Genomic DNA, 25,976 nt, shown 5'->3' with positions numbered 1-25,976 from the left:
CGATCGCTATTGCTTGGTATTCAGGAGATAATAAAAAATGAGTAAAGCAGATTTTAACAAAATTCAAAAATTACTAAAGACGGTAACGGCTTATAGAATTTCTAAAGCTACTGGAATTAGTGACACTACAATCAGTAGATGGGTCACAGGCAAAACTCCAATCGAAAAAATGAGTTTAGAAAATGCTATCAAATTAACAAATTATGTAGAGGAGCTAGAAATGGAAAACGCAAAACAACTACTTGAAGAAATTAAAAATAACGATGTAGCATATGCTATTGTAAACGAAGCTGGAGCAGTTTATTGCAATCTTGGTACAAGTAACATCATGGATATTTATGGACATGATGGCGAAGATGGCCATTTCTACGGTGTTTATGGTGACGCCGTTGCTGGGCAGCTTGATAGTCGCAACGTCTCTGATGATGTCATTTTGAAAGCTATTCAGCTAATGCTAGGCTTGGGTGAACCTGTAAAACGCTCAGAATTATCTACAGGTTCTGATTTCAAACGAACTTATTTAAACGGGTATTTTAAGGTAGTTGAATTGATGAAACAGTCAGGTCTTCTTCAAGAGCAAGAAGAAAATGAGAAAGTCAAGGAATGGATTGAGTCTCACAAAGACGTTGTAGGTTCAACAGTTAAACATCCATCATTTGGAACTGGTAAAGTAACAGAAATCAAAGACAATACAATCACTATTGATTTTGTAGATAAAGGGAGAAAATCTCTAGCACTTGAGGCAGTCGTAGAAAGCAATCTCTTAGAATTTTAATCAACTTTGGGTATAAGCAGGAACCGTTATTTTAGCCATTTTTTTCGATGGATACACAAAAGGATACAACAAATCGCTCAACCTCTATTATAATAAGATTCCTAAGACTCCCACCGGCTCCATTGATAATTTACATTGTTTTGTAAATCTTTCTAAAACGTTGTTTTTACAACGTTTTTTATTTTATTCTTTGGTATTCTTTTGCAAAAAAAGAATACAACATTTTGTTGTATCCTAAATATTAAATCAAGTCCTGAATTTTCTTAAGTTTTTATCATATTTTCTGTTATAATTAAGGTGCCTTAAGAAAAATAATGAAAAAACTAAATGTTTTTCATATAGTTTTCATTGTTTTAATAGTTTAAAGTCAATCTTATTTTTCTCTAATAGAAAATAATGAAAAAGTAGGTTTAGAAAGAGGTAAGTATCTATGTCTTCTCATAAAAAAGTGTCACTCTCTGAGATTAATCAATCTATCGATACTCCAAATAACAATCATTTCTGGCAAAATTTAAATGCCTTTTTAGGTCCGGGTGCTCTTGTCGCAGTTGGTTATATGGATCCAGGAAACTGGATTACCAGTGTAGTCGGTGGTGCTTCCTATAAGTATAGTCTCTTGTTTGTTATCTTGATTTCATCTCTCATTGCCATGCAACTTCAGCAGATGGCAGGAAAGCTTGGTATTGTAACCCAGATGGACCTGGCTCAAGCAACGGCTCATCATTCACCTAAATGGCTTCGTTATAGTCTATGGGTGATTTTAGAATTAGCCTTGATGGCGACAGATCTGGCAGAAGTTCTAGGTTCAGCGATTGCTCTCAATCTTCTCTTTAAGATTCCGATTATGATAGCAATTCTCTTGACCGTGTTGGATGTTTTTCTCTTATTGCTTCTGATGAAATTTGGCTTTAAGAAGATTGAAGCTATTGTGACAACACTGATTTTAACCATTCTAGCAATTTTTACCTATCTGGTAGCTTTGTCACATCCAAGCTTCCAAGGAATCGTTGAGGGTTATCTACCGAATGCAACCTTATTTGAAAGTCCCTTGCCAGGGCATGAAAGTCAATTAACCTTGGCACTAGGGATCGTGGGAGCAACGGTTATGCCCCATAACCTCTATTTGCATTCTTCCTTGTCACAAACTCGGAAAATCAATCACAAGGACAAGAATGATGTTCGAAAAGCCGTGCGCTTTATGACCTGGGATTCAAATCTCCAATTATCCTTGGCCTTTGTGGTTAACTCCCTTCTATTAATTCTCGGGGCGGCTCTCTTTTTCGGCCATGCATCTGAGATTTCTGCCTTCTCTCAAATGTATAATGCCTTGCAGGATTCTACTATTGCAGGAGCTATAGCTAGCTCGACCTTATCAACCTTGTTTGCCTTGGCTTTATTAGCCAGTGGTCAAAATTCGACAATTACGGGTACCTTGACTGGACAAATCGTTATGGAAGGTTTCTTGCATATGAGATTACCTCAATGGTTCATTCGTTTGGCAACTCGTCTCTTTGCCTTGTTGCCTGTCATGATTGTAGCGGTTCTGTTTGGTCATCAGGAAAAAACATTAGATCAGTTATTGGTTTATTCACAAGTCTTTCTTTCGATTGCTCTTCCATTTTCAATCTTCCCACTGATTTATCTAACTTCTAAGAAATCACTGATGGGAGAATTTACCAATGCCAAATGGAATACCATCCTTGGCTATATCGTTTCCATTATCTTAACAATTCTCAATGTGAAATTGTTATTTGATATTTTCTAAGAAATTCACCCGAGTTATAAAACAAGCATATAAGAAAAAAGATACCCAAGATTTCTTGGGTATCTTTTTTAAAATAAACGGAAGACATGGGATTCGAACCCACGCACGCTGTTACACGCCTACCGCGTTTCCAACACGGCCTCTTAAGCCTCTTGAGTAATCTTCCAATACTTACTCAAATAGTCTACCATAAAGCCACTTATCTTGCAATAAAAATTCTGGAAATAAGAAAAATGATAGATTTTGAAAGAAAATGACAAAAAGCGCTTTACTTTGAAAGAAAGTGTGATAGAATGAATAGTGTAAACGATAACAGGAGGTGATTCAGTGTTAAAAACAGAGCGGAAGCAACTGATTTTAGAGGAGTTAAATCAACATCATGTAGTTTCTCTAGAAAAATTAGTTAGTTTGTTAGAAACGTCAGAATCAACGGTTCGAAGAGATTTGGATGAGTTGGAAGCGGAAAACAAGCTTCGTCGCGTGCATGGTGGAGCAGAATTGCCCCATTCCTTGCAGGAAGAAGAAACCATTCAAGAAAAATCTGTCAAAAACCTTCAAGAGAAGAAATTGTTGGCTCAGAAGGCAGCCTCTCTCATCAAGGAACAAGATGTCATCTTTATCGATGCTGGAACAACAACTGCTTTTTTGATTCATGAATTGGTCAATAAGAATGTTACAGTCGTGACCAACTCGATTCACCATGCTGCTCAGTTGGTTGAAAAGCAGATTCCAACTGTCATGGTTGGAGGTAGTGTCAAGATGGCGACGGATGCTAGCATCGGGGGCGTTGCTCTTAACCAAATTAACCAATTGCACTTTGACCGTGCCTTTATCGGGATGAATGGTGTGGACGATGGCTATTATACGACTCCTGATATGGAGGAGGGAGCTGTGAAGCGAGCTATTTTGGAGAATGCCAAACAGACCTATGTCTTGGTGGATTCATCAAAAATTGGACAAACTTGCTTTGCTAAGGTAGCACCACTCAAACGAGCTATTGTTATCACAAGTCAAGGGCATGAGCTCTTGCAGGCTATTAAGGAGAAAACGGAGGTAATAGAAGTATGATTTATACAGTCACACTCAATCCATCCATTGACTATATCGTTCGTTTGGACCAAGTCCAAGTCGGTAGTGTCAATCGTATGGACAGTGATGATAAGTTTGCTGGTGGGAAAGGAATTAATGTCAGTCGTGTCTTGAAGCGCTTAGATATTCCAAATACAGCGACGGGATTTATCGGAGGCTTTACTGGTAAATTTATCACAGATACTTTGGCTGATGAAGAAATCGAGACACGTTTTGTTCAAGTGGCAGAAGATACTCGTATCAATGTTAAAATCAAAGCAGACCAAGAAACAGAAATCAACGGAACGGGTCCAACTGTTGAGCCCGAACAACTTGAAGAGTTAAAAGCCATTCTTTCAAGTCTGACAGCAGAAGATACGGTTGTCTTTGCAGGTTCAAGTGCTAGAAATCTAGGCAATGTAATCTACAAGGATTTGATTGCCTTGACACGTCAGACAGGTGCGCAAGTGGTTTGTGACTTTGAAGGACAGACCTTGATTGATAGTTTGGACTACCAGCCACTTTTGGTCAAACCAAACAATCATGAACTTGGAGCGATTTTTGGGATTAAACTCGAAAGTTTAGATGAAATTGAGAAATACGCGCGAGAGTTACTGGCTAAAGGTGCTCAAAATGTGATTATCTCTATGGCTGGTGATGGTGCCCTTCTTGTCACATCTGAGGGAGCTTACTTTGCTAAACCAATCAAGGGGACAGTCAAAAATTCAGTTGGAGCTGGTGACTCTATGGTTGCTGGATTTACAGGTGAATTTGTCAAATCTAAAGATGCAGTAGAAGCCTTCAAATGGGGAGTTGCTTGTGGAACAGCAACGACATTCTCAGATGACTTGGCAACGGCAGAATTTATTAAAGAAACATATGAAAAAGTTGAGGTAGAAAAACGATGAAAATTCAAGACCTATTGAGAAAAGATGTCATGTTGCTGGATTTGCAGGCAACTGAAAAAACAGCTGTCATCGACGAGATGATTAAAAGTTTGACAGACCACGGTTATGTAACAGATTTTGAAACATTTAAAGAAGGAATTTTGGCGCGTGAAGCTCTCACTTCTACTGGTCTGGGTGATGGAATCGCAATGCCTCACAGCAAAAATGCTGCTGTAAAAGAAGCGACTGTTCTCTTTGCTAAATCAAACAAGGGTGTTGACTATGAAAGTTTAGATGGACAACCAACTGACCTCTTCTTCATGATTGCTGCTCCAGAAGGCGCCAATGATACTCACTTGGCAGCCTTGGCAGAATTGTCTCAATACTTGATGAAAGATGGCTTTGCTGATAAACTTCGTCAAGCAACATCAGCTGACCAAGTTATCGAACTTTTTAACCAAGCTTCAGAAAAAGCTGAGGAGCCAGTTCAAGCACCTACCAATGACTCTGGTGACTTTATCGTTGCTGTTACAGCTTGTACAACAGGTATTGCCCACACTTACATGGCTCAAGAAGCCCTTCAAAAAGTGGCTGCTGAAATGGGTGTTGGAATCAAGGTTGAAACCAACGGTGCTAGCGGTGTTGGAAACCAACTAACTGCTGAGGACATCCGCAAGGCTAAAGCTGTTATCATAGCTGCAGACAAGGCGGTTGAGATGGATCGTTTCGATGGCAAACCATTGATCAATCGTCCAGTGGCTGACGGGATCCGTAAAACAGAAGAATTGATTAACTTGGCTCTTTCAGGAGAAGCGGAAGTCTACCGTGCCGCTAATGGTGCAAAAGCTGCAACAGCCTCTAACGAAAAACAAAGCCTTGGTGGTGCCTTCTACAAACACTTGATGAGTGGTGTATCTCAAATGTTGCCATTTGTTATTGGCGGTGGTATCATGATTGCCCTTGCCTTCTTGATTGACGGCGCTTTGGGTGTTCCAAATGAAAATCTTGGTAATCTTGGTTCCTACCATGAACTAGCTTCTATGTTCATGAAAATCGGTGGTGCAGCCTTTGGTTTGATGCTTCCAGTCTTTGCAGGTTATGTTGCCTACTCTATCGCTGAAAAACCAGGTTTGGTAGCAGGTTTCGTGGCTGGTGCTATTGCCAAAGAAGGTTTTGCCTTTGGTAAAATTCCTTATGCCGCAGGTGGTGAAGCAACTTCAACTCTCGCAGGTGTCTCATCTGGTTTTCTAGGTGCCCTTGTTGGTGGATTTATCGCAGGTGCTTTGGTTCTTGCTATCAAGAAATACGTTAAAGTTCCTCGTTCACTTGAAGGGGCTAAATCAATCCTTCTCTTGCCACTTCTTGGAACAATCTTGACTGGATTTGTCATGCTAGCTGTGAATATCCCAATGGCAGCAATCAACACTGCTATGAATGATTTCCTCGGCGGTCTTGGAGGCGGTTCAGCTGTCCTTCTTGGTATCGTCCTTGGTGGAATGATGGCTGTTGACATGGGTGGACCAGTTAACAAAGCGGCTTATGTCTTTGGTACAGGTACGCTTGCAGCGTCTGTTTCTTCAGGTGGTTCTGTAGCCATGGCAGCAGTTATGGCTGGAGGAATGGTGCCACCACTTGCAATCTTTGTCGCAACTCTTCTTTTCAAAGATAAATTTACTAAGGAAGAACGCAACTCAGGTTTGACAAACATCATCATGGGCTTGTCATTTATCACTGAGGGAGCGATTCCATTTGGTGCCGCTGATCCAGCTCGTGCGATCCCAAGCTTCATCCTTGGTTCAGCAGTAGCAGGAGGCCTCGTTGGTCTTACTGGTATCAAACTCATGGCACCACACGGAGGAATCTTCGTTATCGCGCTTACTTCAAATGCTCTTCTTTACCTCGTTTCAGTCTTGGTAGGAGCAATCGTAAGTGGTGTGGTCTATGGTTACCTACGCAAACCACAAGCATAAAACTTAGATAGAAAATGAAAAGATTGGACCGTTTGGTGCAGTCTTTTTCTCTTTCCGAAATGCCTGTGAAATATGGTATAATAGAAGAATGGCAAACAAGAATACAAGTAAAACAAGACGGAGACCGTCTAAAGCAGAACTCGAAAGAAAAGAAGCGATTCAACGAATGTTGATTTCGTTGGGAATCGCGATTTTATTGATTTTCGCAGCCTTCAAATTAGGGGCTGCGGGTATAACTCTTTACAATTTAATTCGCTTGCTGGTGGGTAGCCTAGCTTATCTGGCAATATTTGGTATCCTGCTCTACCTCTTCTTTTTCAAGTGGATACGAAAACAGGAAGGACTCCTATCAGGCTTTTTAACCATATTTGCTGGTTTGCTCTTGATTTTCGAGGCTTACTTGGTTTGGAAATATGGTTTGGACAAGTCCGTTCTAAAAGGAACCATGGCTCAGGTTGTGACGGATTTAACTGGTTTTCGAACGACCAGTTTTGCTGGTGGAGGCTTGATTGGTGTTGGACTCTATGTGCCAACAGCCTTTCTCTTCTCAAATATCGGCACTTACTTTATTGGTTCTATCTTGATTTTAGCAGGCGCTCTCCTAATCAGTCCTTGGTCTGTTTACGATATTGCTGAATTCTTCAGTAGAGGATTTGCCAAATGGCGAGAAGGGCATGAGCGTCGAAAAGAGGAACGCTTTGTTAAACAAGAAGAAAAAGCTCGCCAAAAGGCTGAGGAAGAGGCTAGATTAGAACAAGAAGAGGCTGAAAAAGCCTTACTCGATTTGCCTCCTATTGATATGGAAACAGGTGAAATTCTGACAGCAGATGTTGTGCCTGACGTTCCACCTTTTCCAGAAGAAGAGTGGGTAGAACCAGAAATCATCCTGCCTCAAGCTGAACTTGAATTCCCTGAACAGGGAGATAACTCTGATGACGAAGATGTTCAGGTCGATTTTTCAGCCAAGGAGGCTCTTGAATACAAACTTCCAAGCTTACAACTCTTTGCACCGGATAAACCCAAAGACCAGTCTAAAGAGAAGAAAATCGTTCGGGAAAATATCAAAATCTTAGAAGAAACCTTTGCTAGTTTTGGTATTAAGGTAACGGTTGAACGGGCTGAAATTGGGCCGTCAGTGACCAAGTATGAAGTCAAGCCAGCAGTCGGTGTACGGGTTAACCGCATTTCCAATCTAGCAGATGACCTCGCTCTAGCCTTGGCAGCCAAGGATGTCCGGATTGAAGCACCTATCCCAGGGAAATCCCTAGTCGGAATCGAAGTACCCAACTCTGAGATTGCGACTGTATCTTTCCGCGAACTATGGGAACAATCTCAAACAAAAGCAGAAAATCTCTTGGAAATTCCTTTAGGAAAGGCTGTTAATGGCACCGCAAGAGCTTTTGACCTTTCTAAAATGCCCCACTTGCTAGTTGCAGGTTCAACGGGTTCAGGGAAGTCAGTAGCGGTTAACGGCATTATCGCTAGCATTCTGATGAAAGCAAGACCCGACCAGGTCAAGTTTATGATGGTGGACCCTAAGATGGTTGAGTTGTCTGTTTACAATGATATTCCCCACCTCTTGATTCCAGTTGTGACCAATCCACGTAAGGCTAGCAAGGCTTTGCAAAAGGTCGTGGATGAAATGGAAAATCGTTATGAACTCTTTGCCAAGGTGGGAGTTCGGAATATTGCAGGTTTTAATGCCAAGGTAGAAGAGTTTAATGCTCAGTCTGAGTACAAGCAGGTTCCGCTACCACTCATTGTTGTAATTGTGGATGAGTTGGCTGACCTTATGATGGTAGCCAGCAAGGAAGTGGAAGATGCTATCATTCGTCTCGGACAGAAGGCGCGTGCTGCAGGTATCCACATGATTCTTGCAACCCAGCGTCCATCCGTTGACGTCATTTCTGGTCTGATCAAGGCCAATGTCCCATCTCGAGTGGCTTTTGCGGTATCATCAGGTACAGACTCGCGCACCATCTTGGATGAAAATGGAGCTGAGAAACTGCTTGGACGTGGAGATATGCTCTTTAAACCAATCGATGAAAATCATCCAGTTCGTCTCCAAGGATCCTTTATCTCGGATGATGATGTTGAACGCATCGTAAACTTTATCAAGGCTCAGGCAGATGCGGACTACGATGAGAGTTTTGATCCAGGTGAGGTTTCTGAAAATGAAGGAGAATTTTCAGATGGTGAATCTGGTGGTGACCCGCTCTTTGAAGAAGCCAAGGCTTTGGTAATCGAAACTCAGAAAGCCAGCGCATCTATGATTCAGCGTCGTTTGTCAGTTGGATTTAACCGTGCGACTCGTCTCATGGAAGAGCTTGAGATGGCAGGTGTCATTGGTCCAGCTGAAGGTACCAAACCAAGAAAAGTTTTACAACAATAAAAAAATAGCTTCTTTCCAAGTTTGGAGGGAAGCTATTTTACTGGCTACTGATTACTTTTATTTTCCGAAGTTGGGGTATTGGACTGTTTTTCATTTTCAGTAGTAGGCTTACTTGGAGCAGGAGTAGTAGATTCCTGAGTTGCTGCTTTCTGCTCTTCTTTGTTCTCTCCCTTGACGTTAGATTTTGGTGTTTCTTCTTGTTGTGTTTTTTCTTGACTAGTATTATTTTCCTTATTGGGACTAGTATTTTCCTGAGGGGATTCCTTTTGAATTTCTTTGACAATTGTTGTCGTCTGGCTTGTCGTAGGTTCTTTTTTAGTATTTTTGTTATTATCCAAGGCGTTCATGATAGTGATACTTGCGGTAATTAAGCCGAGGATACTACCGATAGTAGCGACGGTTTTTTGAAAGACCGTGAAGCCTTTTTTGATGTGTTCTGTTTTTGGTTTTGAAGTTCTACGATAATTAGACATACATTCTCTCCTTTAATTAAAATTTATTATACCGCATTTCTTTAAAAAAATCTTAAAAAAAGAGGAATTGCCCTTTCTTGTCGCAAGCTCCGTTTCATGATACAATAGAAGAAGTGATTTTAGAAAGCGTGAGAAAACATGATTTACTTTGATAATTCGGCGACGACCAAGCCCTATCCTGAAGTCCTTGAAACCTATATGCAGGTCGCTTCAAAAATTTTAGGAAATCCATCTAGTCTCCATCGTTTGGGAGACCAGGCAACACGAATCTTAGATGCTTCGCGCCAACAGATTGCAGATTTAATCGGTAAGAAAAGCGATGAAATCTTCTTTACTTCTGGTGGGACAGAAGGAGATAACTGGGTCATCAAGGGTGTAGCCTTTGAAAAAGCTCAGTTTGGTAGGCACATCATCGTATCAGCCATTGAACATCCAGCAGTTAAGGAATCAGCTCTTTGGTTGAAATCACAAGGTTTTGAAGTGGATTTTGCTCCGGTTAATGAGGAAGGATTTGTGAATGTTGAGGCACTAGCAGATTTGATAAGACCTGATACGACCCTCGTTTCCGTCATGGCTGTGAACAATGAAATTGGCTCGATTCAACCTATTCAAGCTATTTCAGAACTGTTAGCAGACAAGCCGACTATTTCCTTCCACGTTGATGCGGTTCAAGCACTTGCTAAAATTCCGACTGAAAAATATTTGACTGATCGAGTGGATTTCGCGACTTTCTCTGGTCACAAGTTCCACGGAGTTCGTGGTGTTGGTTTTGTCTATATCAAGTCTGGCAAGAAGATTACGCCTCTGTTAACAGGTGGTGGTCAGGAACGTGATTACCGTTCGACAACTGAAAATGTGGCAGGAATTGCAGCGACAGCCAAGGCTCTCCGTTTATCTATGGAAAAGCTAGATATCTTTAGGAGCAAGACTGGGCAGATGAAGGCAGTGATTCGTCAAGCACTTCTGGATTATCCAGATATTTTTGTCTTTTCAGATGAGGAAGATTTTGCCCCTCATATCCTAACTTTTGGAATTAAGGGAGTTCGTGGTGAAGTCATCGTTCACGCCTTTGAAGACTATGATATTTTCATCTCAACGACATCGGCTTGTTCGTCCAAGGCTGGGAAACCTGCAGGAACCCTGATTGCCATGGGAGTGGATAAAGATAAGGCCCAGTCAGCTGTGCGTCTTAGCCTAGACCTTGAAAATGATATGAGTCAGGTCGAGCAGTTTTTGACCAAGTTAAAATTGATTTACAATCAAACTAGAAAAGTAAGATAGGAGCATTTATGCAATATTCAGAAATTATGATTCGCTACGGTGAGCTGTCAACCAAGGGTAAAAACCGTATGCGTTTCATCAATAAACTTCGCAATAATATTTCAGACGTTTTGTCTATCTATCCCCAAGTTAAGGTAACGGCAGATCGCGACCGTGCCCACGCTTACCTAAATGGAGCAGATTACACATCAGTAGCAGAATCGCTCAAACAAGTCTTTGGAATTCAAAACTTTTCCCCTGTTTATAAGGTTGAAAAATCTGTAGAAGTTCTGAAGTCTTCTGTCCAAGAGATTATGCAGGACATCTATAAGGAAGGCATGACCTTTAAAATTTCTAGCAAGCGTAGCGACCACAACTTTGAGTTGGATAGTCGTGAACTCAATCAAACACTTGGAGGAGCTGTTTTCGAAGCCATTCCAAATGTGCAAGCTCAAATGAAAAGTCCTGACATCAATCTTCAGGTGGAAATCCGTGAAGAAGCAGCCTATCTTTCTTATGAAACTATTCGTGGGGCTGGTGGTTTGCCAGTTGGAACTTCAGGTAAAGGGATGCTTATGTTGTCAGGAGGTATTGACTCACCTGTGGCAGGTTATCTAGCTCTTAAGCGTGGGGTGGATATTGAGGCCGTTCACTTTGCTAGCCCACCTTATACTAGTCCAGGCGCTCTCAAGAAAGCCCAAGATTTGACCCGTAAATTGACCAAGTTTGGGGGCAATATCCAGTTTATCGAAGTTCCTTTTACAGAGATTCAAGAGGAAATCAAGGCTAAAGCGCCAGAAGCCTACCTTATGACCTTGACGCGTCGTTTTATGATGCGGATTACTGACCGTATTCGTGAGGTACGAAATGGTTTAGTAATCATCAATGGGGAAAGTCTTGGTCAAGTAGCTAGCCAAACCTTGGAGAGCATGCAGGCTATCAATGCAGTTACCAACACTCCCATCATCCGTCCAGTTGTGACAATGGATAAGTTGGAAATCATTGACATCGCCCAGGAAATCGATACCTTTGACATTTCAATCCAACCGTTTGAAGACTGTTGTACGATTTTTGCACCAGATCGTCCAAAGACTAATCCTAAGATTAAGAATGCAGAGCAGTATGAAGCACGCATGGATGTTGAAGATTTAGTTGAGCGAGCTGTAGCTGGAATCATGATTACTGAGATTACACCGCAGGCTGAAAAAGATGAAGTGGATGACTTGATTGACAATCTGCTCTAATAAGAAAATCCAAAAGAATTTAGAAAAATAAATGAAAAAAGTTAGTTTTTAATCCAAAAATGGAAGCAAAACTAACTTTTTTTCTTAAACTGTGATATAATAAAATAAAATTTTGAATATAGAGAGTTTTCTGACAATGAATCAATCCTACTTTTATTTAAAAATGAAAGAACACAAACTCAAGGTTCCTTATACAGGGAAGGAGCGTCGTGTACGTGTTCTTCTGCCTAAAGATTATGAGAAAGACACGGATCGTTCCTATCCTGTTGTTTACTTTCATGACGGGCAAAATGTTTTTTATAGCAAGGAGTCTTTCATTGGCCATTCATGGAAGATTATCCCAGCTATTAAGCGTAATCCTGATATCAGTCGCATGATTGTCGTCGCCATTGACAATGATGGTATGGGGCGGATGAATGAGTATGCGGCTTGGAAGTTCCAAGAATCTCCTATCCCAGGACAGCAATTTGGCGGTAAGGGCGTGGAGTATGCCGAGTTTGTTATGGAGGTGGTCAAGCCATTTATCGATGAGACCTACCGTACTAAAGCTGACCGCCAGCATACGGCTATGATTGGGTCTTCACTAGGAGGAAATATTACCCAGTTTATCGGTTTGGAATACCAAGACCAAATTGGTTGCTTGGGCGTCTTTTCATCTGCCAACTGGCTCCATCAAGAAGCCTTTAATCGCTATATTGAACGAAAGAAACTATCGCCTGACCAGCGTATCTTTATCTATGTTGGAACTGAAGAAGCAGATGATACGGACAAGACCCTGATGGCTGGTAATATCAAACAAGCCTATATCGATTCGTCTCTTCGGTATTACCATGATTTGATAGCAGGTGGGGTACACTTAGATAATCTTGTCTTGAAAGTTCAGTCTGGTGCCATCCATAGTGAAATCCCTTGGTCGGAGAATTTACCAGACTGTCTGAGATTTTTTGCAGAGAAATGGTAAGTTAGAAAAGGAGAAAGCCAATGCATATTGAAAACCTTAGCCACTGGAGTGGTCATCTCAACCGTGAAATGTACCTCAACCGTTATGGACATGCTGGGATTCCAGTTGTGGTTTTTGCTTCATCAGGTGGCAGTCACAATGAATACTATGATTTTGGCATGATTGATGCCTGTGCTTCCTTTATCGAGGAAGGCCGTGTTCAGTTCTTTACCCTATCCAGTGTAGACAGTGAGAGCTGGTTGGCCACTTGGAAACATGGTCATGACCAGGCGGAGATGCATCGTACCTACGAACGCTATGTGATTGAAGAGGCCATTCCTTTTATCAAGCATAAGACAGGTTGGTTTGATGGTATGATGACGACAGGTTGCTCGATGGGCGCCTACCATGCTGTCAATTTTTTCCTCCAGCATCCAGATGTCTTTACCAAGGTGATAGCTCTTAGTGGTGTTTACGACGCACGTTTCTTTGTCGGCGATTACTACAATGACGATGCTATTTACCAAAACTCGCCAGTAGATTATATCTGGAACCAGAACGACGGCTGGTTTATTGATCGTTATCGTCAGGCAGAGATTGTGCTGTGTACGGGTCTTGGTGCATGGGAACAAGACGGTCTACCATCTTTCTACAAGCTCAAAGAAGCCTTTGACCAGAAACAAATTCCAGCCTGGTTTGCTGAATGGGGACACGATGTCGCCCATGACTGGGAATGGTGGCGCAAACAAATGCCTTATTTCCTTGGAAATCTCTATTTATAAAAGGAGTTATCTATGAATTACCTTGTTATTTCTCCCTACTATCCACAAAACTTTCAACAGTTTACAATTGAACTAGCTAATAAAGGCATCACGGTCTTGGGAATTGGTCAAGAACCATACGAGCAATTGGATGAGCCCTTGCGCAATAGCCTGACCGAGTATTTCCGTGTAGACAATCTTGAGAACATAGATGAAGTCAAACGTGCAGTTGCTTTTCTTTTTTATAAACATGGCCCAATTGATCGCATCGAATCCCACAATGAATATTGGTTAGAGTTGGACGCAAGTCTTCGTGAGCAATTCAATGTTTTTGGTGCTAAACCAGAGGATCTCAAAAAGACGAAATTTAAGTCTGAAATGAAGAAACTTTTCAAAAAAGCAGGTGTCCCTGTGGTACCTGGAGCTGTTATCAAGACGGAAGCAGATGTTGATCAAGCAGTGAAAGAAATTGGTCTTCCAATGATTGCCAAACCTGATAATGGAGTGGGAGCAGCCGCAACCTTTAAGCTCGAGACAGAAGATGATATCAATCACTTTAAGCAAGAATGGGACCATTCGACCGTTTATTTCTTTGAAAAATTTGTTACTTCTAGTGAAATCTGTACCTTTGACGGGCTCGTAGACAAGGGTGGTAAGATTGTCTTTTCAACAACTTTTGACTACGCCTATACACCGCTTGATCTCATGATTTACAAGATGGACAATTCTTATTACGTTCTCAAGGATATGGATCCTAAACTTCGCAAGTATGGGGAAGCGATTGTCAAAGAATTTGGTATGAAAGAACGGTTCTTCCATATTGAGTTCTTCCGTGAAGGGGATGATTACATCGCCATTGAGTACAATAACCGCCCTGCAGGTGGTTTTACCATTGATGTTTATAACTTTGCCCATTCCTTGGACCTCTATCGTGGCTATGCTGCTATTGTAGCAGGAGAAGAGTTCCCAGCGTCAGACTTTGAACCTCAGTTTTGTTTAGCTACATCCCGTCGTGCAAATGCTCATTATGTCTATTCTGAGGAGGACTTGCTTTCCAAATATAGCCAGCAGTTCAAGGTTAAAAAAATCATGCCAGCGGCCTTTGCGGAACTTCAAGGAGATTATCTGTATATGCTGACAACTCCGAGTCGACAAGAAATGGAGCAGATGATTGCAGATTTCGGACAACGTCAAGAATAAGAACTCTCGGATTAAGGAAATGCACCTCCTTAATCCTTTTGTTTCAATAAGAGAAATAAAACCGCTTTCCCATATATTCTTTTAGAAAACCTGTTGCTAAAAGATATAAAAATTGATAGAATAAGGATTGTCTAAAAAATTTTAAGGAGAATCTATCAAATGGATTTCACATGGGCAATTAAATATGCCACTGAATTTTTGGCCACTGCTATTTTGATCATTCTTGGAAATGGTGCAGTTGCCAACGTTGAACTTAAAGGTACGAAAGGTCACCAAAGTGGCTGGATCGTTATCGCTGTTGGTTATGGTATGGGGGTTATGATCCCAGCATTAATGTTTGGTAACGTATCTGGAAACCACATCAACCCAGCCTTCACTCTTGGACTTGCGATCAGCGGTCTCTTCCCTTGGGCACAAGTTGCGCCTTATATCATCGCACAAGTTTTGGGTGCTATCTTTGGTCAAGCCTTGGTTGTGGCAACACACCGCCCATACTACTTGAAAACTGAAAATCCAAACAACATTTTGGGTACTTTCTCAACCATTTCAAGTTTGGATAATGGTACAAAAGAATCACATTTTGCAGCAACTGTTAATGGTTTTGTAAATGAGTTTGTTGGTTCATTTGTTCTTTTCTTTGCAGCTCTTGGAATGACTAAAAACTTCTTTGGTGCTGAACTAGTATCAAAAGCACAAGCGGCTATTAATGCTCAAGTTGCACAAGCAACTACTCAAGGTCAAACCATTCCTCAAGAACAAGTAACAGCAGCACTTGACCAAGCTAAAGAACAAGTAGCACCATTTATGACATCTGGTCTTGGAATTGCTCACTTGGCACTAGGTTTCCTAGTTATGGCCTTGGTAACATCACTTGGTGGACCTACAGGACCTGCCTTGAACCCAGCCCGTGACTTGGGACCACGTCTCCTTCATGCTTTCCTTCCAAAATCAGTTCTTGGTGAGCACAAAGGCGATTCAAAATGGTGGTATTCTTGGGTACCAGTAGTAGCACCGATCGCAGCAGCAATTGCGGCAGTAGCTATCTTCAAATTCCTTTACCTATAAGAAATTGAAACCGAGGAAATCCTCGGTTTTTTAGATGAAATTTTACGAAAAAAAAGTAAATCTGAGCATAATTTCTTGTAAAAAATTCTAAAATCCTTTAAAATAAAAGAGTTGGAGGAGTTTATGAATGTAAATCAGATTGTACGGATTATTCCTACTTTAAAAGTTAATAATAGAAAATTAAATGAAACATTTTATATAGGAACCCTTGGCATGAAGGCCTTATTAGAAGAGTCAGCCTTTCTGTCACTAGGTGATCAAACAGGTTTAGAAAAGCTGGTTTTAGAAGAAGCTCCAAGTATGCGCACTCGTAAGGTAGAGGGGAGAAAAAAACTAGCTAGATTGATTGTCAAGGTAGAAAATCCCTTAGAAATCGAGGCCTTATTAGCTAAAACAGATTCGATTCATCAATTATATAAAGGTCAAAACGGCTACGCTTTTGAAATTTACTCGCCAGAAGGTGATTTGATTTTGATTCACGCAGAAGATGATAGAGAAAGTCTAGTAGAAGTAGAAGAAAAACCTGAATTTCAAACAGATTTGGAATCAATTTCTTTAAGTAAATTTGAGATTTCTGTGGAATTACATCTCCCAACTGATATTGAAAGTTTCTTGGAATCATCTGAAATTGAGGCATCCCTTGATTTTATTACAGCTCAGGGGCAAGATTTAACTGTGGATAATACGGTTACTTGGGACTTATCTATGCTCAAGTTCTTGGTCAATGAACTAGACATAGCAAGTCTTCGCAAGAAGTTTGAGTCTACCGAATATTTTATTCCTAAGTCTGAAAAATTCTTCCTTGGTAAAGATAGAAATAATGTTGAATTGTGGTTTGAAGAAGTATGAAATGGACCAAGATTATTAAAAAAATAGAAGAGCAAATCGAGGCAGGGATTTATCCCGGAGCCTCTTTTGCGTATTTTAAGGACAATCAATGGACGGAGATCTATGTAGGACATAGTGACCCAGAACATGGCTTGGATACTGAGGCAGGACTAGTTTACGACCTAGCCAGTGTTAGCAAGGTTGTTGGAGTTGGCACTGTTTTTACCTTCTTGTGGGAAAAAGGTCAATTAGATATTGATAGACCAGTAACCGATTTTTTACCTGAAAGTGATTATCCAGATATCACTATTCGTCAGCTCTTGACTCACGCTACAGATCTTGATCCTTTTATTCCAAATCGAAACCTTTTAACAGCCTCAGAATTAAAGGAAGCGATGTTTCATCTCAAGAGACGAAGTCAGCCAGCCTTTCTGTATTCGGATGTCCATTTTTTGCTGTTAGGTTTTATCTTGGAAAGAATCTTTAATCAAGACTTGGATGTGATTTTACAAGAACAAGTGTGGAATCCTTGGAGAATGACGGAAACCCAGTTTGGTCCTGTTGAACTTGCTGTTCCAACAGTTAGAGGTGTAGAGGCAGGTCTGGTACATGATCCCAAGGCTCGCCTCCTAGGCAGACATGCTGGTAGTGCTGGTTTGTTTTCGACTGTAAAGGATTTACAAATTTTTTTAGAACACTATTTAGCAGATGATTTTGCAAGAGATTTGAGTCAAAATTTTTCTACTTTGGATGACAAGGAACGTTCTTTAGCATGGAATTTGGAAGGAGATTGGCTAGACCATACGGGCTATACAGGTACCTTTATCATGTGGAATCGTCAGAAGCAAGAAGCGGTCATTTTCCTATCGAATCGTACCTATGAAAAGGATGAGAGGGCTCAATGGATTATAGACCGCAATCAAGTGATGGACTTGATTCGCAAAGAAGAGTAAGGAGAGACATGTCAAACAGTTTAAAAGGGACTCTATTAACAGTTGTGGCTGGGATTGCTTGGGGCTTGTCAGGAACGAGTGGCCAATACCTGATGGCACATGGAATTTCGTCTCTGGTTTTAACTAACTTACGACTTTTAATCGCCGGTGGGATTCTCATGGTCTTGGCTTATGCTACTGCAAAGGATAGAATGCTGGCCTTTTTAAAGGATAGAAAGAGTTTGCTGTCTCTTCTTATTTTTGCTCTAATTGGTCTCTTCCTCAACCAATTCGCCTATCTAACTGCTATTCAGGAGACCAATGCAGGAACGGCGACGGTGCTTCAGTATGTTTGTCCTGTCGGGATTTTGATTTATAGCTGTATCAAAGATAAGGTGGCACCGACACTGGGAGAGATTATTTCAATCATATTAGCCATTGGGGGGACCTTCCTGATTGCAACTCATGGGCAATTGGACCAGTTATCCATGACACCTGCAGGCCTGTTCTGGGGTCTCTTTTCTGCTCTGACTTACGCACTTTATATCATTTTGCCCATATCCTTGATTAAGAAGTGGGGGAGCAGTTTGGTCATTGGTGTGGGAATGGTCATAGCAGGTTTGGTCGCCCTTCCTTTTACAGGAGTTCTACGGACTGTTATCCCAACTAGTCTTGATTTTCTCCTCGCTTTTGCGGGCATTATTCTTATCGGGACTGTCTTTGCCTATACAGCCTTCTTAAAGGGAGCCAGTTTGATTGGACCGGTTAAGTCAAGTTTGTTGGCTTCAATTGAACCAATCTCGGCGGTTTTCTTTGCCTTCCTAATTATGAATGAACAATTTTATCCTATTGATTTTCTTGGTATGGCAATGATTTTAATTGCAGTCACTTTGATTTCGTTGAAAGATTTATTGTTAGAGAAATAAAAAAGACTCTTTGTCCGTGACAGAGAGTTTTTGCCTAGTAATCTAATTATTCTCAAGATAAAATTCAAAACGTTCGCCTACATATTGACTTTTTACATATTCAAAAGCAGTACCATCTTCTAGGTAGGAAACCTGAGTCAGCCCAAGAATAGCATGTCCTTTTTCAACTTCCAAATAGTGGGCAATCTTTTCTTTAGCAAGACGAGCATAGATGGTCTGCTGTGATTTGCCTATACGGTAGCCGTGTTTTTGCAAGGTTTGGAAGAAATGACTAGTGATTTCTTCTTTTTTAAAGTCCTTAATGAATTTTTCAGGAATAGAAGCAACCTCATAAACCAGAGGAACTTGGTCGGCATAGCGAACCCGCTCCATTCGGATAATATTTTCGGTAGGAGAAATTCCTAGCTTGGCAACTTCCTGCTCATTGGGAATGGTTTTTCTGTAGGAAATGAGTTGGCTAGAGGGAACTTTACCTTGGGACTTAACAATTTCAGTAAAACTGGTTGTGCCTCTCATCTTTTCTTGTACACGTGTACTGGATACAAAGGTGCCGCTTCCTACACGGCGCTCTAAAACTCCTTCTTCGACCAAGAGGGAAATAGCTTGGCGGAGGGTCATGCGACTGACCGCAAACTGCTCTGCTAAATCTCGTTCACTTGGAAGTCTCTCACCGATGACCCAACGATGTTCGTCAATATCCTTTTTAATCTGGTCATGGATTTTCATATAAGCGGGTAGCATATTTTTCACTTCATTTCTATCTTTTCTCTATTGTACCCCAATAAACTAGAAAAAGTCAAACTTCGCCTTGTTTAGTTGGTAATTCGCCCTTATTTGTGATAGAATATTGAAAAAAGATATTTCTTTTGAGAAAGGAAAAAGATGAGCAACATTTCAACTGATTTGCAAGATGTAGAAAAAATCATCGTATTGGACTATGGTAGCCAATACAACCAGCTGATTTCACGCCGTATCCGTGAGATTGGTGTTTTTTCAGAACTAAAAAGCCATAAAATTTCAGCTGCTGAAGTTCGTGAAATCAATCCTGTAGGAATTATTCTATCAGGTGGTCCTAACTCTGTATATGAAGATGGTTCATTTGATATTGACCCAGAAATCTTCGAACTTGGAATTCCTATTTTGGGAATTTGTTACGGTATGCAGTTATTGACCCATAAACTTGGAGGAAAAGTTGTTCCTGCAGGTGATGCTGGAAATCGTGAATACGGTCAATCAACCCTAACACATACACCATCAGCTCTTTTTGAATCAACACCTGATGAACAAACTGTATTGATGAGCCATGGTGATGCAGTTACTGAAATTCCTTCTGACTTTGTTCGTACAGGTACATCAGCTGACTGCCCTTATGCAGCCATTGAAAACCCTGATAAACATATTTACGGTATCCAATTCCACCCAGAAGTTCGTCATTCTGTATACGGAAATGATATCCTTCGTAACTTTGCTCTTAACATCTGTAAGGCTAAAGGCGACTGGTCAATGGATAACTTCATTGATATGCAGATCCAAAAAATTCGTGAAACCGTCGGTGATAAACGTGTCCTTCTTGGTCTATCAGGTGGGGTTGACTCATCTGTCGTTGGGGTTCTTCTCCAAAAGGCTATTGGCGATCAATTGATCTGTATCTTCGTAGACCACGGTCTTCTTCGTAAAGGAGAAGCAGACCAAGTTATGGATATGCTTGGTGGTAAGTTTGGTTTGAATATCGTCAAAGCAGACGCTGCTAAACGTTTCCTTGATAAACTTGCTGGCGTTTCTGACCCTGAACAAAAACGTAAAATCATCGGTAACGAGTTTGTGTATGTATTCGATGACGAAGCAAGCAAGCTCAAAGATGTGAAATTCCTTGCTCAAGGTACGCTTTACACAGACGTGATCGAGTCTGGTACAGATACAGCTCAAACTATTAAGTCACACCACAACGTGGGTGGTCTTCCAGAAGACATGCAATTTGAATTGATCGAACCACTCAACACTCTCTATAAAGATGAAGTTCGTGCCCTTGGTACAGAGCTTGGTATGCCAGACCATATCGTATGGCGCCAACCATTCCCAGGACCAGGACTTGCTATCCGTGTCATGGGTGAAATCACTGAAGAGAAACTTGAAACCGTTCGTGAATCAGATGCTATCCTTCGTGAAGAAATCTCTAAAGCTGGTCTTGACCGCGATATCTGGCAATACTTCACTGTCAACACAGGCGTTCGTTCAGTCGGTGTTATGGGTGATGGTCGTACTTATGATTACACAATCGCCATTCGTGCAATCACTTCTATCGATGGTATGACAGCTGACTTTGCAAAGATTCCTTGGGATGTCCTTCAAAAGATTTCTGTACGTATCGTAAACGAAGTGGATCATGTTAACCGCATCGTCTATGATATTACAAGTAAACCACCTGCAACAGTTGAGTGGGAGTAAAGCTATAAATACTTTACTCTTATAGTAAATGAAAAATAAGGATTTCGAGAGAACAAAATCGTTCTCTCTTTTTTTAGCTGAATATTTTAAGTAAAAGGTTAAGCTATTCTTTCATAAAACAAGACAGAATGGTTGCCTCCAAAGTCTCATCATAAGAGAACAGTTATATTCTCTGGATCTACTTTTGAGATGGTAAAAATAGATATACTGATATCCATTCCTTTTATCATATCCTTGATTTCTTAAGTTTTAAAGACAGTTTAATCAGGATTCCTTTTATATATCGATTAAGAAATAAATAATCTGTCTTGAATCCTACCATAGATGTATAAAGAGTCATCTTGTTTTTTTGTTTCGTATCAGTATCAATCCGTTCTGATATTGTTTTTTGAATTTTAGAAAATTCTAGTACAGTAGTTAGGAAGTTTTTATAAATTTATTGTATTTAATTCTTGACTTGATACCTTTACTTTTTTAGTTAATTATGTAATAATATTAACAATACAAATAAATGAAAGTTGGTGTTTCTATTGCATAAAGCAGTAAAACAAGAAAAAGGTCATGGCTATCTCCGTAAAACTAAGTTAGGTTTGTTAAGTGGCATTATCCTAACGACTGCTTTAGGGAGTTTATTTTTAAATGGGATTGTAAGCGCTGACGAACAACCAAATTCAAGTACACCTCCTAATGCAGCACAGACTCCACCTAGCGAAACTGTGGTTCAAAGTGAGTATGAAACGAGTACAACACATACGGTAAAAGAAACCGAGTTAAAAGCTAAAGTTGAAGAAGTAAAAGCTTCAGGGGTTAAGGTTACAGAAACACCCACTGAAAATGTAGGTGTTGCAAATAGTTCTTCTGAGGTTACACATTTACGCGCAACTGCTGAAGAAAAAGTAGATGCTCAAATTCGTGATTTAGAGTCTGCAAAAGTTGAACAAGAACAAGTGAAAGCGGATAGAGTTAAGATTGATGAGTTTAAAAATACTTTTATTAATGCTAATTATATCAAAGTAAAAGCTAGATTAGTTTCTCAGGTAAATAGTCGAGATATTAATGAAGATGTCTCGAAAGAAGCTTCAGTTAGTCCAATTACATCAAGTAATGGGGAACTTCATTACTTGAAAGCGAATGAATTGGATTTAACTGATTCTCAAGGTTTGTATAATGCAGTATCGAAACCAACTACTGAGGAAGTTACAGAAACATTTATTAAGGTACCTGCTCGAATTGGAATTACAGATAAATATGCAACAAATCGTGTGAATATCGGGTATCCTGCTCGTATAGTGGAACTAACTCCAAACACTGTGTATAGTTACACCATCACACCTCGTTCAGATAGTGTTTTATCTAGTATTTACGGTATCGGTAGTATTGAGACAACTGCTAAATTTGAGTATACGCTACCTGAAGAAACCAAACTTTACGCTACATTTAGCAGTAAACCTGTTGAGACTCATGTAATTATTAAAAACTTAACTCGACGTGCTGAAAATCATACTGATTTCATTGGTTATACTCGAACTTATACTTATAAGGATAAGCAAGGAAATATTATTCCAATTAAAGATTTATATGCAAAATTCTTAGATGTCCAAGGTTTTAAGGGTAAAGGGGTTATAACGTCTTCTGATATTCCAAAATCTAAATTATCCGAGTTTGAATTACGTTCAGCTGGTGCTGATTACACTTATAGACAAGAAACATCTTTACTTGGAGAAAATACAATTTCTCAAAAAGAGTACATTGCTAGTAAAGTAGTTCCTAATAAACGTAATCAGTTTACACCTCGCATTGTTTATGCATCAAATCTCCAAAGAGTTGAATTGACAGATACAGAAAAAGCAATCAACGGTGTGTCTCGCACTTTCCATACTGTTACTTATACAGAAGTTCAAAACAAAGGTTTAGTGACTCAGAAGTTTGTAAACGAACAAGGTGTTGAAATTGCACCTAGTGTTAAATCTGAACTTAAAGAAGTAGGTTCTGAGGTATCTTTAACTCATCCGACCGATTTGGACTTTGAGAACAAGCGTTATACCTTTAAAGAACAAGACAAACAAGATATTACAGAGATTGTGAAAGGTGAAACTGTCATTACCTATGTGTATAAACAGAAGTATGAGAATAACTTACCACCTGTAGAAACAGAAACAAAAATTCCAATTACAACAACTTATGTAGAAGACAAAACAATCGACTATGGTACGGAAATTGTTGAATCGAACGGTAGCGAAGGTAAAATTGTAACTACAACACCTAAAATTGTGAATGAACTTGATGGTATTGTAGCTGACGGTAAGCCGACTGAAAAAGAAACTCCTATGGTACCAAAAGTGGTTAAAGTAGGTACTAAACCAACAGTTGTAGAAACAACTACTCCATATACAACACGTTATGTAGAAGATAATACAAAAGATAAAGACTATCGAGAAGTAACAAGAACTGGTAAAGCTGGTAAAACAACTACTACAATAACTTATACCTTGGATCCTAATACAGGAGCAGTAACACCGAATGAACCAACCACGATTACTGAAGAAGCAGTAGAAGAAGTTATCACAGTCGGTACGAAACCAAAGGTTGAGGCACCAAAGGTTGAAACGCCAAAAGTTGAAACGCCAAAAGTTGAAACACCAAAGGTTGAAACACCAAAGGTTGAAACACCAAAGGTTGAAACGCCAAAAGTTGAAACGCCAAAAGTTGAAACGCCAAAAGTTGAAACACCAAAAGTTGAAACACCAAAGGTTGAAACGCCAAAAGTTGAAACGCCAAAGGTTGAAACGCCAAAAGTTGAAACACCAAAGGTTGAGACACCAAAGGTAGAAGTACCAAAATCAAAGACACCAACTGAACAATCGACAAAAGAAACTTCACAAATTCCGACTTCTGTAGCAAGTAAGAGAGAGGAATTGCCTAATACAGGTACAGAAGATCATGCTAATCTTGTAGTCTTAGGACTTCTAGGAGTTTTGAGTGGATTTGGATTTCTTGCACACAAGAAAAAAGAAGTGGAGAAATAGTTTTTTCTAACCTATATTAGAAAAGGGCTCACATCTGTGGGCTTTTTCTCTTTGACAATCTTTTTGCTTTAATAATCTAAAAGATTAGAATTGTCAAAACAATCTGTCTAGGCTTGATTTTATGGCTTATTTACTATAAAATGAGAAGGAAAAACGTCAAACTTTTATATTGCAAATAGGAGAAAACATGACAAAAACATTAAAACGTCCTGAGGTTTTATCACCTGCAGGAACTTTAGAGAAGCTAAAAGTAGCTGTTCAATATGGAGCAGATGCTGTCTTTATCGGTGGTCAGGCCTATGGTCTTCGTAGCCGTGCCGGAAACTTTACTTTCGAACAGATGGAAGAAGGCGTACAGTTTGCGGCCAAGTATGGTGCTAAGGTTTATGTGGCTGCCAATATGGTTATGCACGAAGGAAATGAGGCTGGTGCTGGTGAGTGGTTCCGTAAACTACGTGATATCGGAATCGCGGCAGTTATCGTGTCTGACCCAGCCTTGATTATGATTGCAGCGACTGAAGCGCCTGGTCTTGAAATCCACCTCTCTACCCAAGCAAGTGCGACTAACTATGAAACACTTGAGTTCTGGAAAGAACTAGGTTTAACTCGTGTCGTTTTGGCGCGTGAGGTTTCAATGGAAGAATTGGCAGAAATTCGCAAACGTACAGATGTTGAGATTGAAGCCTTTGTTCATGGAGCCATGTGTATTTCTTACTCTGGTCGTTGTACTCTTTCAAACCACATGAGTATGCGTGATGCTAACCGTGGTGGTTGCTCTCAGTCTTGTCGTTGGAAGTACGACCTTTACGATATGCCATTTGGGAAGGAACGTAAGAGTCTTAAAGGTGAAATTCCTGAAGAATTTTCAATGTCAGCCGTTGATATGTCCATGATTGACCATATCCCAGATATGATTGAAAACGGTGTGGACAGTCTCAAGATTGAAGGACGTATGAAGTCTATTCACTACGTATCAACAGTAACAAACTGCTACAAGGCAGCTGTTGATGCTTATCTAGAAAGTCCAGAGAAGTTTGAAGCTATCAAGCAGGACTTGATTGATGAAATGTGGAAGGTTGCCCAACGTGAATTAGCAACAGGTTTCTACTATGGTACACCATCTGAAAATGAGCAGTTGTTTGGTGCTCGTCGTAAAATTCCTGAGTATAAGTTTGTCGCTGAAGTGGTTTCTTACGATGATGCGACACAAACAGCAACCATTCGCCAACGGAACGTCATTAACGAAGGGGACCAAGTTGAGTTTTATGGCCCAGGTTTCCGTCATTTTGAGACTTATATCGAAGATTTGCATGATGCTAAAGGAAATAAGATCGATCGCGCTCCAAATCCAATGGAACTATTGACTATCAAGGTTCCACAACCTGTTCAAGCTGGAGATATGGTTCGAGCTCTCAAAGAAGGTCTCATCAATCTTTATAAGGAAGATGGAACCAGCGTCACAGTTCGTGCTTAATAAATATGTAGGGGACGAAAGCTTTCTAGTTGCTTTCCCTTTAAGTCGAGTCACTAAAAGAAAAGAAGTTGAAAAATATATTAAATTCCATCCGAGATTTCATCTCGGATTTTTTCATTATTTTTCAGAAAGGTCTAGATAATGGACGGATTTATTACAATTTTTTTCCAAAGTTTTCTATATAATAGACTCAAAAATAGTAAAATTGAAAATAATTTCCGTTAAGCGCTTTCAATGTTGGTAAAAAGTTGACAAATCCAATTTTTAGGACTAAACTAAGTAAGTAAATTTTAATTAAAAGGAGAATTCGTCATGAATTTAACATTTTTCGGTCTATGTCTTGCCTGTATGGGTGTATCTCTTGGTGAAGGTATGTTGATGAACGGTTTGTTGAAATCAGTTGCTCGCCAACCAGATATCATCTCAGAACTACGTAGTTTGATGATCCTAGGGGTTGCCTTTATTGAAGGTACTTTCTTCGTTACTCTTGTCTTTTCATTTATCATCAAATAAAAGAAGTATAAATTGAAAAAGGGAGGATTTTA

21 protein-coding genes and 1 tRNA gene are annotated in these 25,976 nt (G+C 40.1%); 19 read left to right on the top strand and 3 right to left on the bottom strand.

Annotation, left to right across the window (positions count from 1 at the left end; all coding sequences use genetic code 11):
* Nucleotides 1-37: 37 nt before the first annotated feature.
* Entirely contained in the window at nt 38-775 is a 738-nt protein-coding gene (locus N8N51_RS04245; RefSeq protein WP_261103623.1) for a DUF3553 domain-containing protein, read from the top strand.
* 430 nt (nt 776-1,205) lie between these two features.
* On the top strand, nt 1,206-2,540 hold the full coding sequence (locus N8N51_RS04240) for an Nramp family divalent metal transporter (RefSeq protein ID WP_000094601.1): 1,335 nt from the start codon (nt 1,206-1,208) through the stop codon (nt 2,538-2,540).
* 78 nt (nt 2,541-2,618) lie between these two features.
* Here N8N51_RS04240 and N8N51_RS04235 read toward each other — a convergent pair.
* A tRNA-Ser gene (locus tag N8N51_RS04235) sits at nt 2,619-2,706 on the bottom strand.
* Between the two features lie 161 nt (nt 2,707-2,867).
* On the opposite strand from N8N51_RS04235, the gene N8N51_RS04230 reads away from it, so the two are divergent.
* The 4 genes from N8N51_RS04230 (at nt 2,868) to N8N51_RS04215 (ending at nt 8,857) form a co-directional block, all read left to right on the top strand.
* The gene (locus tag N8N51_RS04230; RefSeq protein WP_000920654.1) at nt 2,868-3,608 is read left to right on the top strand and encodes a DeoR/GlpR family DNA-binding transcription regulator; all 741 of its coding nucleotides are present in this window, start codon (nt 2,868-2,870) and stop codon (nt 3,606-3,608) included.
* Nucleotides 3,605-4,516 carry a 1-phosphofructokinase gene (pfkB, locus tag N8N51_RS04225; protein ID WP_115253500.1) on the top strand — a complete coding sequence of 304 codons (912 nt, stop codon included), beginning with the start codon at nt 3,605-3,607 and terminating at the stop codon, nt 4,514-4,516. The genes N8N51_RS04230 and pfkB overlap by 4 nt, the downstream gene beginning before the upstream one ends.
* Nucleotides 4,513-6,465: a PTS fructose transporter subunit IIABC gene (locus tag N8N51_RS04220; RefSeq protein WP_261103622.1), complete on the top strand. Its 1,953-nt coding sequence runs from the start codon at nt 4,513-4,515 to the stop codon at nt 6,463-6,465. The genes pfkB and N8N51_RS04220 overlap by 4 nt, the downstream gene beginning before the upstream one ends.
* 88 nt (nt 6,466-6,553) lie before the next feature.
* On the top strand, nt 6,554-8,857 hold the full coding sequence (locus N8N51_RS04215; protein WP_314725846.1) for a DNA translocase FtsK: 2,304 nt from the start codon (nt 6,554-6,556) through the stop codon (nt 8,855-8,857).
* Between the two features lie 44 nt (nt 8,858-8,901).
* On the opposite strand, the gene N8N51_RS04210 is transcribed toward N8N51_RS04215, so the two are convergent.
* Complete coding sequence (locus N8N51_RS04210; RefSeq protein ID WP_020903513.1) at nt 8,902-9,330, bottom strand: DUF6556 family protein; 429 nt, start codon at nt 9,328-9,330, stop codon at nt 8,902-8,904.
* 138 nt (nt 9,331-9,468) lie between these two features.
* On the opposite strand from N8N51_RS04210, the gene N8N51_RS04205 reads away from it, so the two are divergent.
* The 9 genes from N8N51_RS04205 (at nt 9,469) to N8N51_RS04165 (ending at nt 18,486) form a co-directional block, all read left to right on the top strand.
* Nucleotides 9,469-10,611: a cysteine desulfurase family protein gene (locus N8N51_RS04205; RefSeq protein WP_261103620.1), complete on the top strand. Its 1,143-nt coding sequence runs from the start codon at nt 9,469-9,471 to the stop codon at nt 10,609-10,611.
* A gap of 8 nt (nt 10,612-10,619) precedes the next feature.
* Entirely contained in the window at nt 10,620-11,834 is a 1,215-nt protein-coding gene (gene thiI, locus N8N51_RS04200) for a tRNA uracil 4-sulfurtransferase ThiI (protein WP_261103619.1), read from the top strand.
* Nucleotides 11,835-11,970: 136 nt separating this feature from the next.
* Nucleotides 11,971-12,795: an alpha/beta hydrolase gene (locus N8N51_RS04195; protein WP_033685208.1), complete on the top strand. Its 825-nt coding sequence runs from the start codon at nt 11,971-11,973 to the stop codon at nt 12,793-12,795.
* A 20-nt stretch (nt 12,796-12,815) separates the two neighbouring features.
* Complete coding sequence (locus tag N8N51_RS04190) at nt 12,816-13,556, top strand: esterase family protein (RefSeq protein WP_020903515.1); 741 nt, start codon at nt 12,816-12,818, stop codon at nt 13,554-13,556.
* A 12-nt stretch (nt 13,557-13,568) separates the two neighbouring features.
* Nucleotides 13,569-14,735 carry an ATP-grasp domain-containing protein gene (locus tag N8N51_RS04185; protein ID WP_261103618.1) on the top strand — a complete coding sequence of 389 codons (1,167 nt, stop codon included), beginning with the start codon at nt 13,569-13,571 and terminating at the stop codon, nt 14,733-14,735.
* Nucleotides 14,736-14,894: 159 nt separating this feature from the next.
* Nucleotides 14,895-15,800, top strand: a complete 906-nt coding sequence (gene gla / locus N8N51_RS04180) for an aquaglyceroporin Gla (protein ID WP_000348094.1) — start codon at nt 14,895-14,897, stop codon at nt 15,798-15,800.
* A 123-nt stretch (nt 15,801-15,923) separates the two neighbouring features.
* Nucleotides 15,924-16,649, top strand: a complete 726-nt coding sequence (locus tag N8N51_RS04175) for a CppA family protein (protein WP_261103617.1) — start codon at nt 15,924-15,926, stop codon at nt 16,647-16,649.
* Nucleotides 16,646-17,581, top strand: coding sequence for a serine hydrolase domain-containing protein (locus tag N8N51_RS04170; RefSeq protein ID WP_261103616.1), 936 nt, complete (start codon nt 16,646-16,648; stop codon nt 17,579-17,581). The genes N8N51_RS04175 and N8N51_RS04170 overlap by 4 nt, the downstream gene beginning before the upstream one ends.
* A gap of 8 nt (nt 17,582-17,589) precedes the next feature.
* Nucleotides 17,590-18,486 (top strand): DMT family transporter, encoded by an 897-nt coding sequence (locus tag N8N51_RS04165; RefSeq protein WP_261089535.1) that lies wholly within the window; start codon nt 17,590-17,592, stop codon nt 18,484-18,486.
* 42 nt (nt 18,487-18,528) lie between these two features.
* Here the strand turns inward: N8N51_RS04165 and N8N51_RS04160 are convergent, their stop codons facing one another.
* On the bottom strand, nt 18,529-19,227 hold the full coding sequence (locus N8N51_RS04160) for a GntR family transcriptional regulator (protein ID WP_033687151.1): 699 nt from the start codon (nt 19,225-19,227) through the stop codon (nt 18,529-18,531).
* A gap of 141 nt (nt 19,228-19,368) precedes the next feature.
* On the opposite strand from N8N51_RS04160, the gene guaA reads away from it, so the two are divergent.
* From guaA to N8N51_RS04140, 4 genes are all read left to right on the top strand, one after another.
* Nucleotides 19,369-20,931 (top strand): glutamine-hydrolyzing GMP synthase, encoded by a 1,563-nt coding sequence (gene guaA, locus N8N51_RS04155; RefSeq protein WP_261103615.1) that lies wholly within the window; start codon nt 19,369-19,371, stop codon nt 20,929-20,931.
* A 521-nt stretch (nt 20,932-21,452) separates the two neighbouring features.
* Nucleotides 21,453-23,957 (top strand): G5 domain-containing protein, encoded by a 2,505-nt coding sequence (locus N8N51_RS04150; RefSeq protein ID WP_261103614.1) that lies wholly within the window; start codon nt 21,453-21,455, stop codon nt 23,955-23,957.
* A 187-nt stretch (nt 23,958-24,144) separates the two neighbouring features.
* On the top strand, nt 24,145-25,431 hold the full coding sequence (locus N8N51_RS04145; RefSeq protein WP_000169065.1) for a peptidase U32 family protein: 1,287 nt from the start codon (nt 24,145-24,147) through the stop codon (nt 25,429-25,431).
* A 312-nt stretch (nt 25,432-25,743) separates the two neighbouring features.
* Nucleotides 25,744-25,944, top strand: a complete 201-nt coding sequence (locus N8N51_RS04140; RefSeq protein ID WP_001054560.1) for a F0F1 ATP synthase subunit C — start codon at nt 25,744-25,746, stop codon at nt 25,942-25,944.
* Nucleotides 25,945-25,976: the final 32 nt, after the last annotated feature.

The sequence above is a fragment of the Streptococcus mitis genome (assembly GCF_946188685.1).
Taxonomy (GTDB): Bacteria; Bacillota; Bacilli; order Lactobacillales; family Streptococcaceae; genus Streptococcus; species Streptococcus mitis_CC.
Note: the sequence above shows the minus strand (reverse complement) of the source record. Positions and strands in the feature narration are given on the sequence as shown.

Bases quoted from the DNA above. Each gene is read 5' to 3' on its own strand.
- N8N51_RS04245 (WP_261103623.1), top strand. From the start codon at position 38: ATGAGTAAAGCAGATTTTAACAAAATTCAAAAATTACTAAAGACGGTA.
- N8N51_RS04240 (WP_000094601.1), top strand. From the start codon at position 1,206: ATGTCTTCTCATAAAAAAGTGTCACTCTCTGAGATTAATCAATCTATC.
- pfkB (WP_115253500.1), top strand. From the start codon at position 3,605: ATGATTTATACAGTCACACTCAATCCATCCATTGACTATATCGTTCGT.
- N8N51_RS04220 (WP_261103622.1), top strand. From the start codon at position 4,513: ATGAAAATTCAAGACCTATTGAGAAAAGATGTCATGTTGCTGGATTTG.
- N8N51_RS04215 (WP_314725846.1), top strand. From the start codon at position 6,554: ATGGCAAACAAGAATACAAGTAAAACAAGACGGAGACCGTCTAAAGCA.
- N8N51_RS04210 (WP_020903513.1), bottom strand. From the start codon at position 9,330: ATGTCTAATTATCGTAGAACTTCAAAACCAAAAACAGAACACATCAAA.
- N8N51_RS04205 (WP_261103620.1), top strand. From the start codon at position 9,469: ATGATTTACTTTGATAATTCGGCGACGACCAAGCCCTATCCTGAAGTC.
- thiI (WP_261103619.1), top strand. From the start codon at position 10,620: ATGCAATATTCAGAAATTATGATTCGCTACGGTGAGCTGTCAACCAAG.
- N8N51_RS04195 (WP_033685208.1), top strand. From the start codon at position 11,971: ATGAATCAATCCTACTTTTATTTAAAAATGAAAGAACACAAACTCAAG.
- N8N51_RS04190 (WP_020903515.1), top strand. From the start codon at position 12,816: ATGCATATTGAAAACCTTAGCCACTGGAGTGGTCATCTCAACCGTGAA.
- N8N51_RS04185 (WP_261103618.1), top strand. From the start codon at position 13,569: ATGAATTACCTTGTTATTTCTCCCTACTATCCACAAAACTTTCAACAG.
- gla (WP_000348094.1), top strand. From the start codon at position 14,895: ATGGATTTCACATGGGCAATTAAATATGCCACTGAATTTTTGGCCACT.
- N8N51_RS04175 (WP_261103617.1), top strand. From the start codon at position 15,924: ATGAATGTAAATCAGATTGTACGGATTATTCCTACTTTAAAAGTTAAT.
- N8N51_RS04170 (WP_261103616.1), top strand. From the start codon at position 16,646: ATGAAATGGACCAAGATTATTAAAAAAATAGAAGAGCAAATCGAGGCA.
- N8N51_RS04165 (WP_261089535.1), top strand. From the start codon at position 17,590: ATGTCAAACAGTTTAAAAGGGACTCTATTAACAGTTGTGGCTGGGATT.
- N8N51_RS04160 (WP_033687151.1), bottom strand. From the start codon at position 19,227: ATGCTACCCGCTTATATGAAAATCCATGACCAGATTAAAAAGGATATT.
- guaA (WP_261103615.1), top strand. From the start codon at position 19,369: ATGAGCAACATTTCAACTGATTTGCAAGATGTAGAAAAAATCATCGTA.
- N8N51_RS04145 (WP_000169065.1), top strand. From the start codon at position 24,145: ATGACAAAAACATTAAAACGTCCTGAGGTTTTATCACCTGCAGGAACT.
- N8N51_RS04140 (WP_001054560.1), top strand. From the start codon at position 25,744: ATGAATTTAACATTTTTCGGTCTATGTCTTGCCTGTATGGGTGTATCT.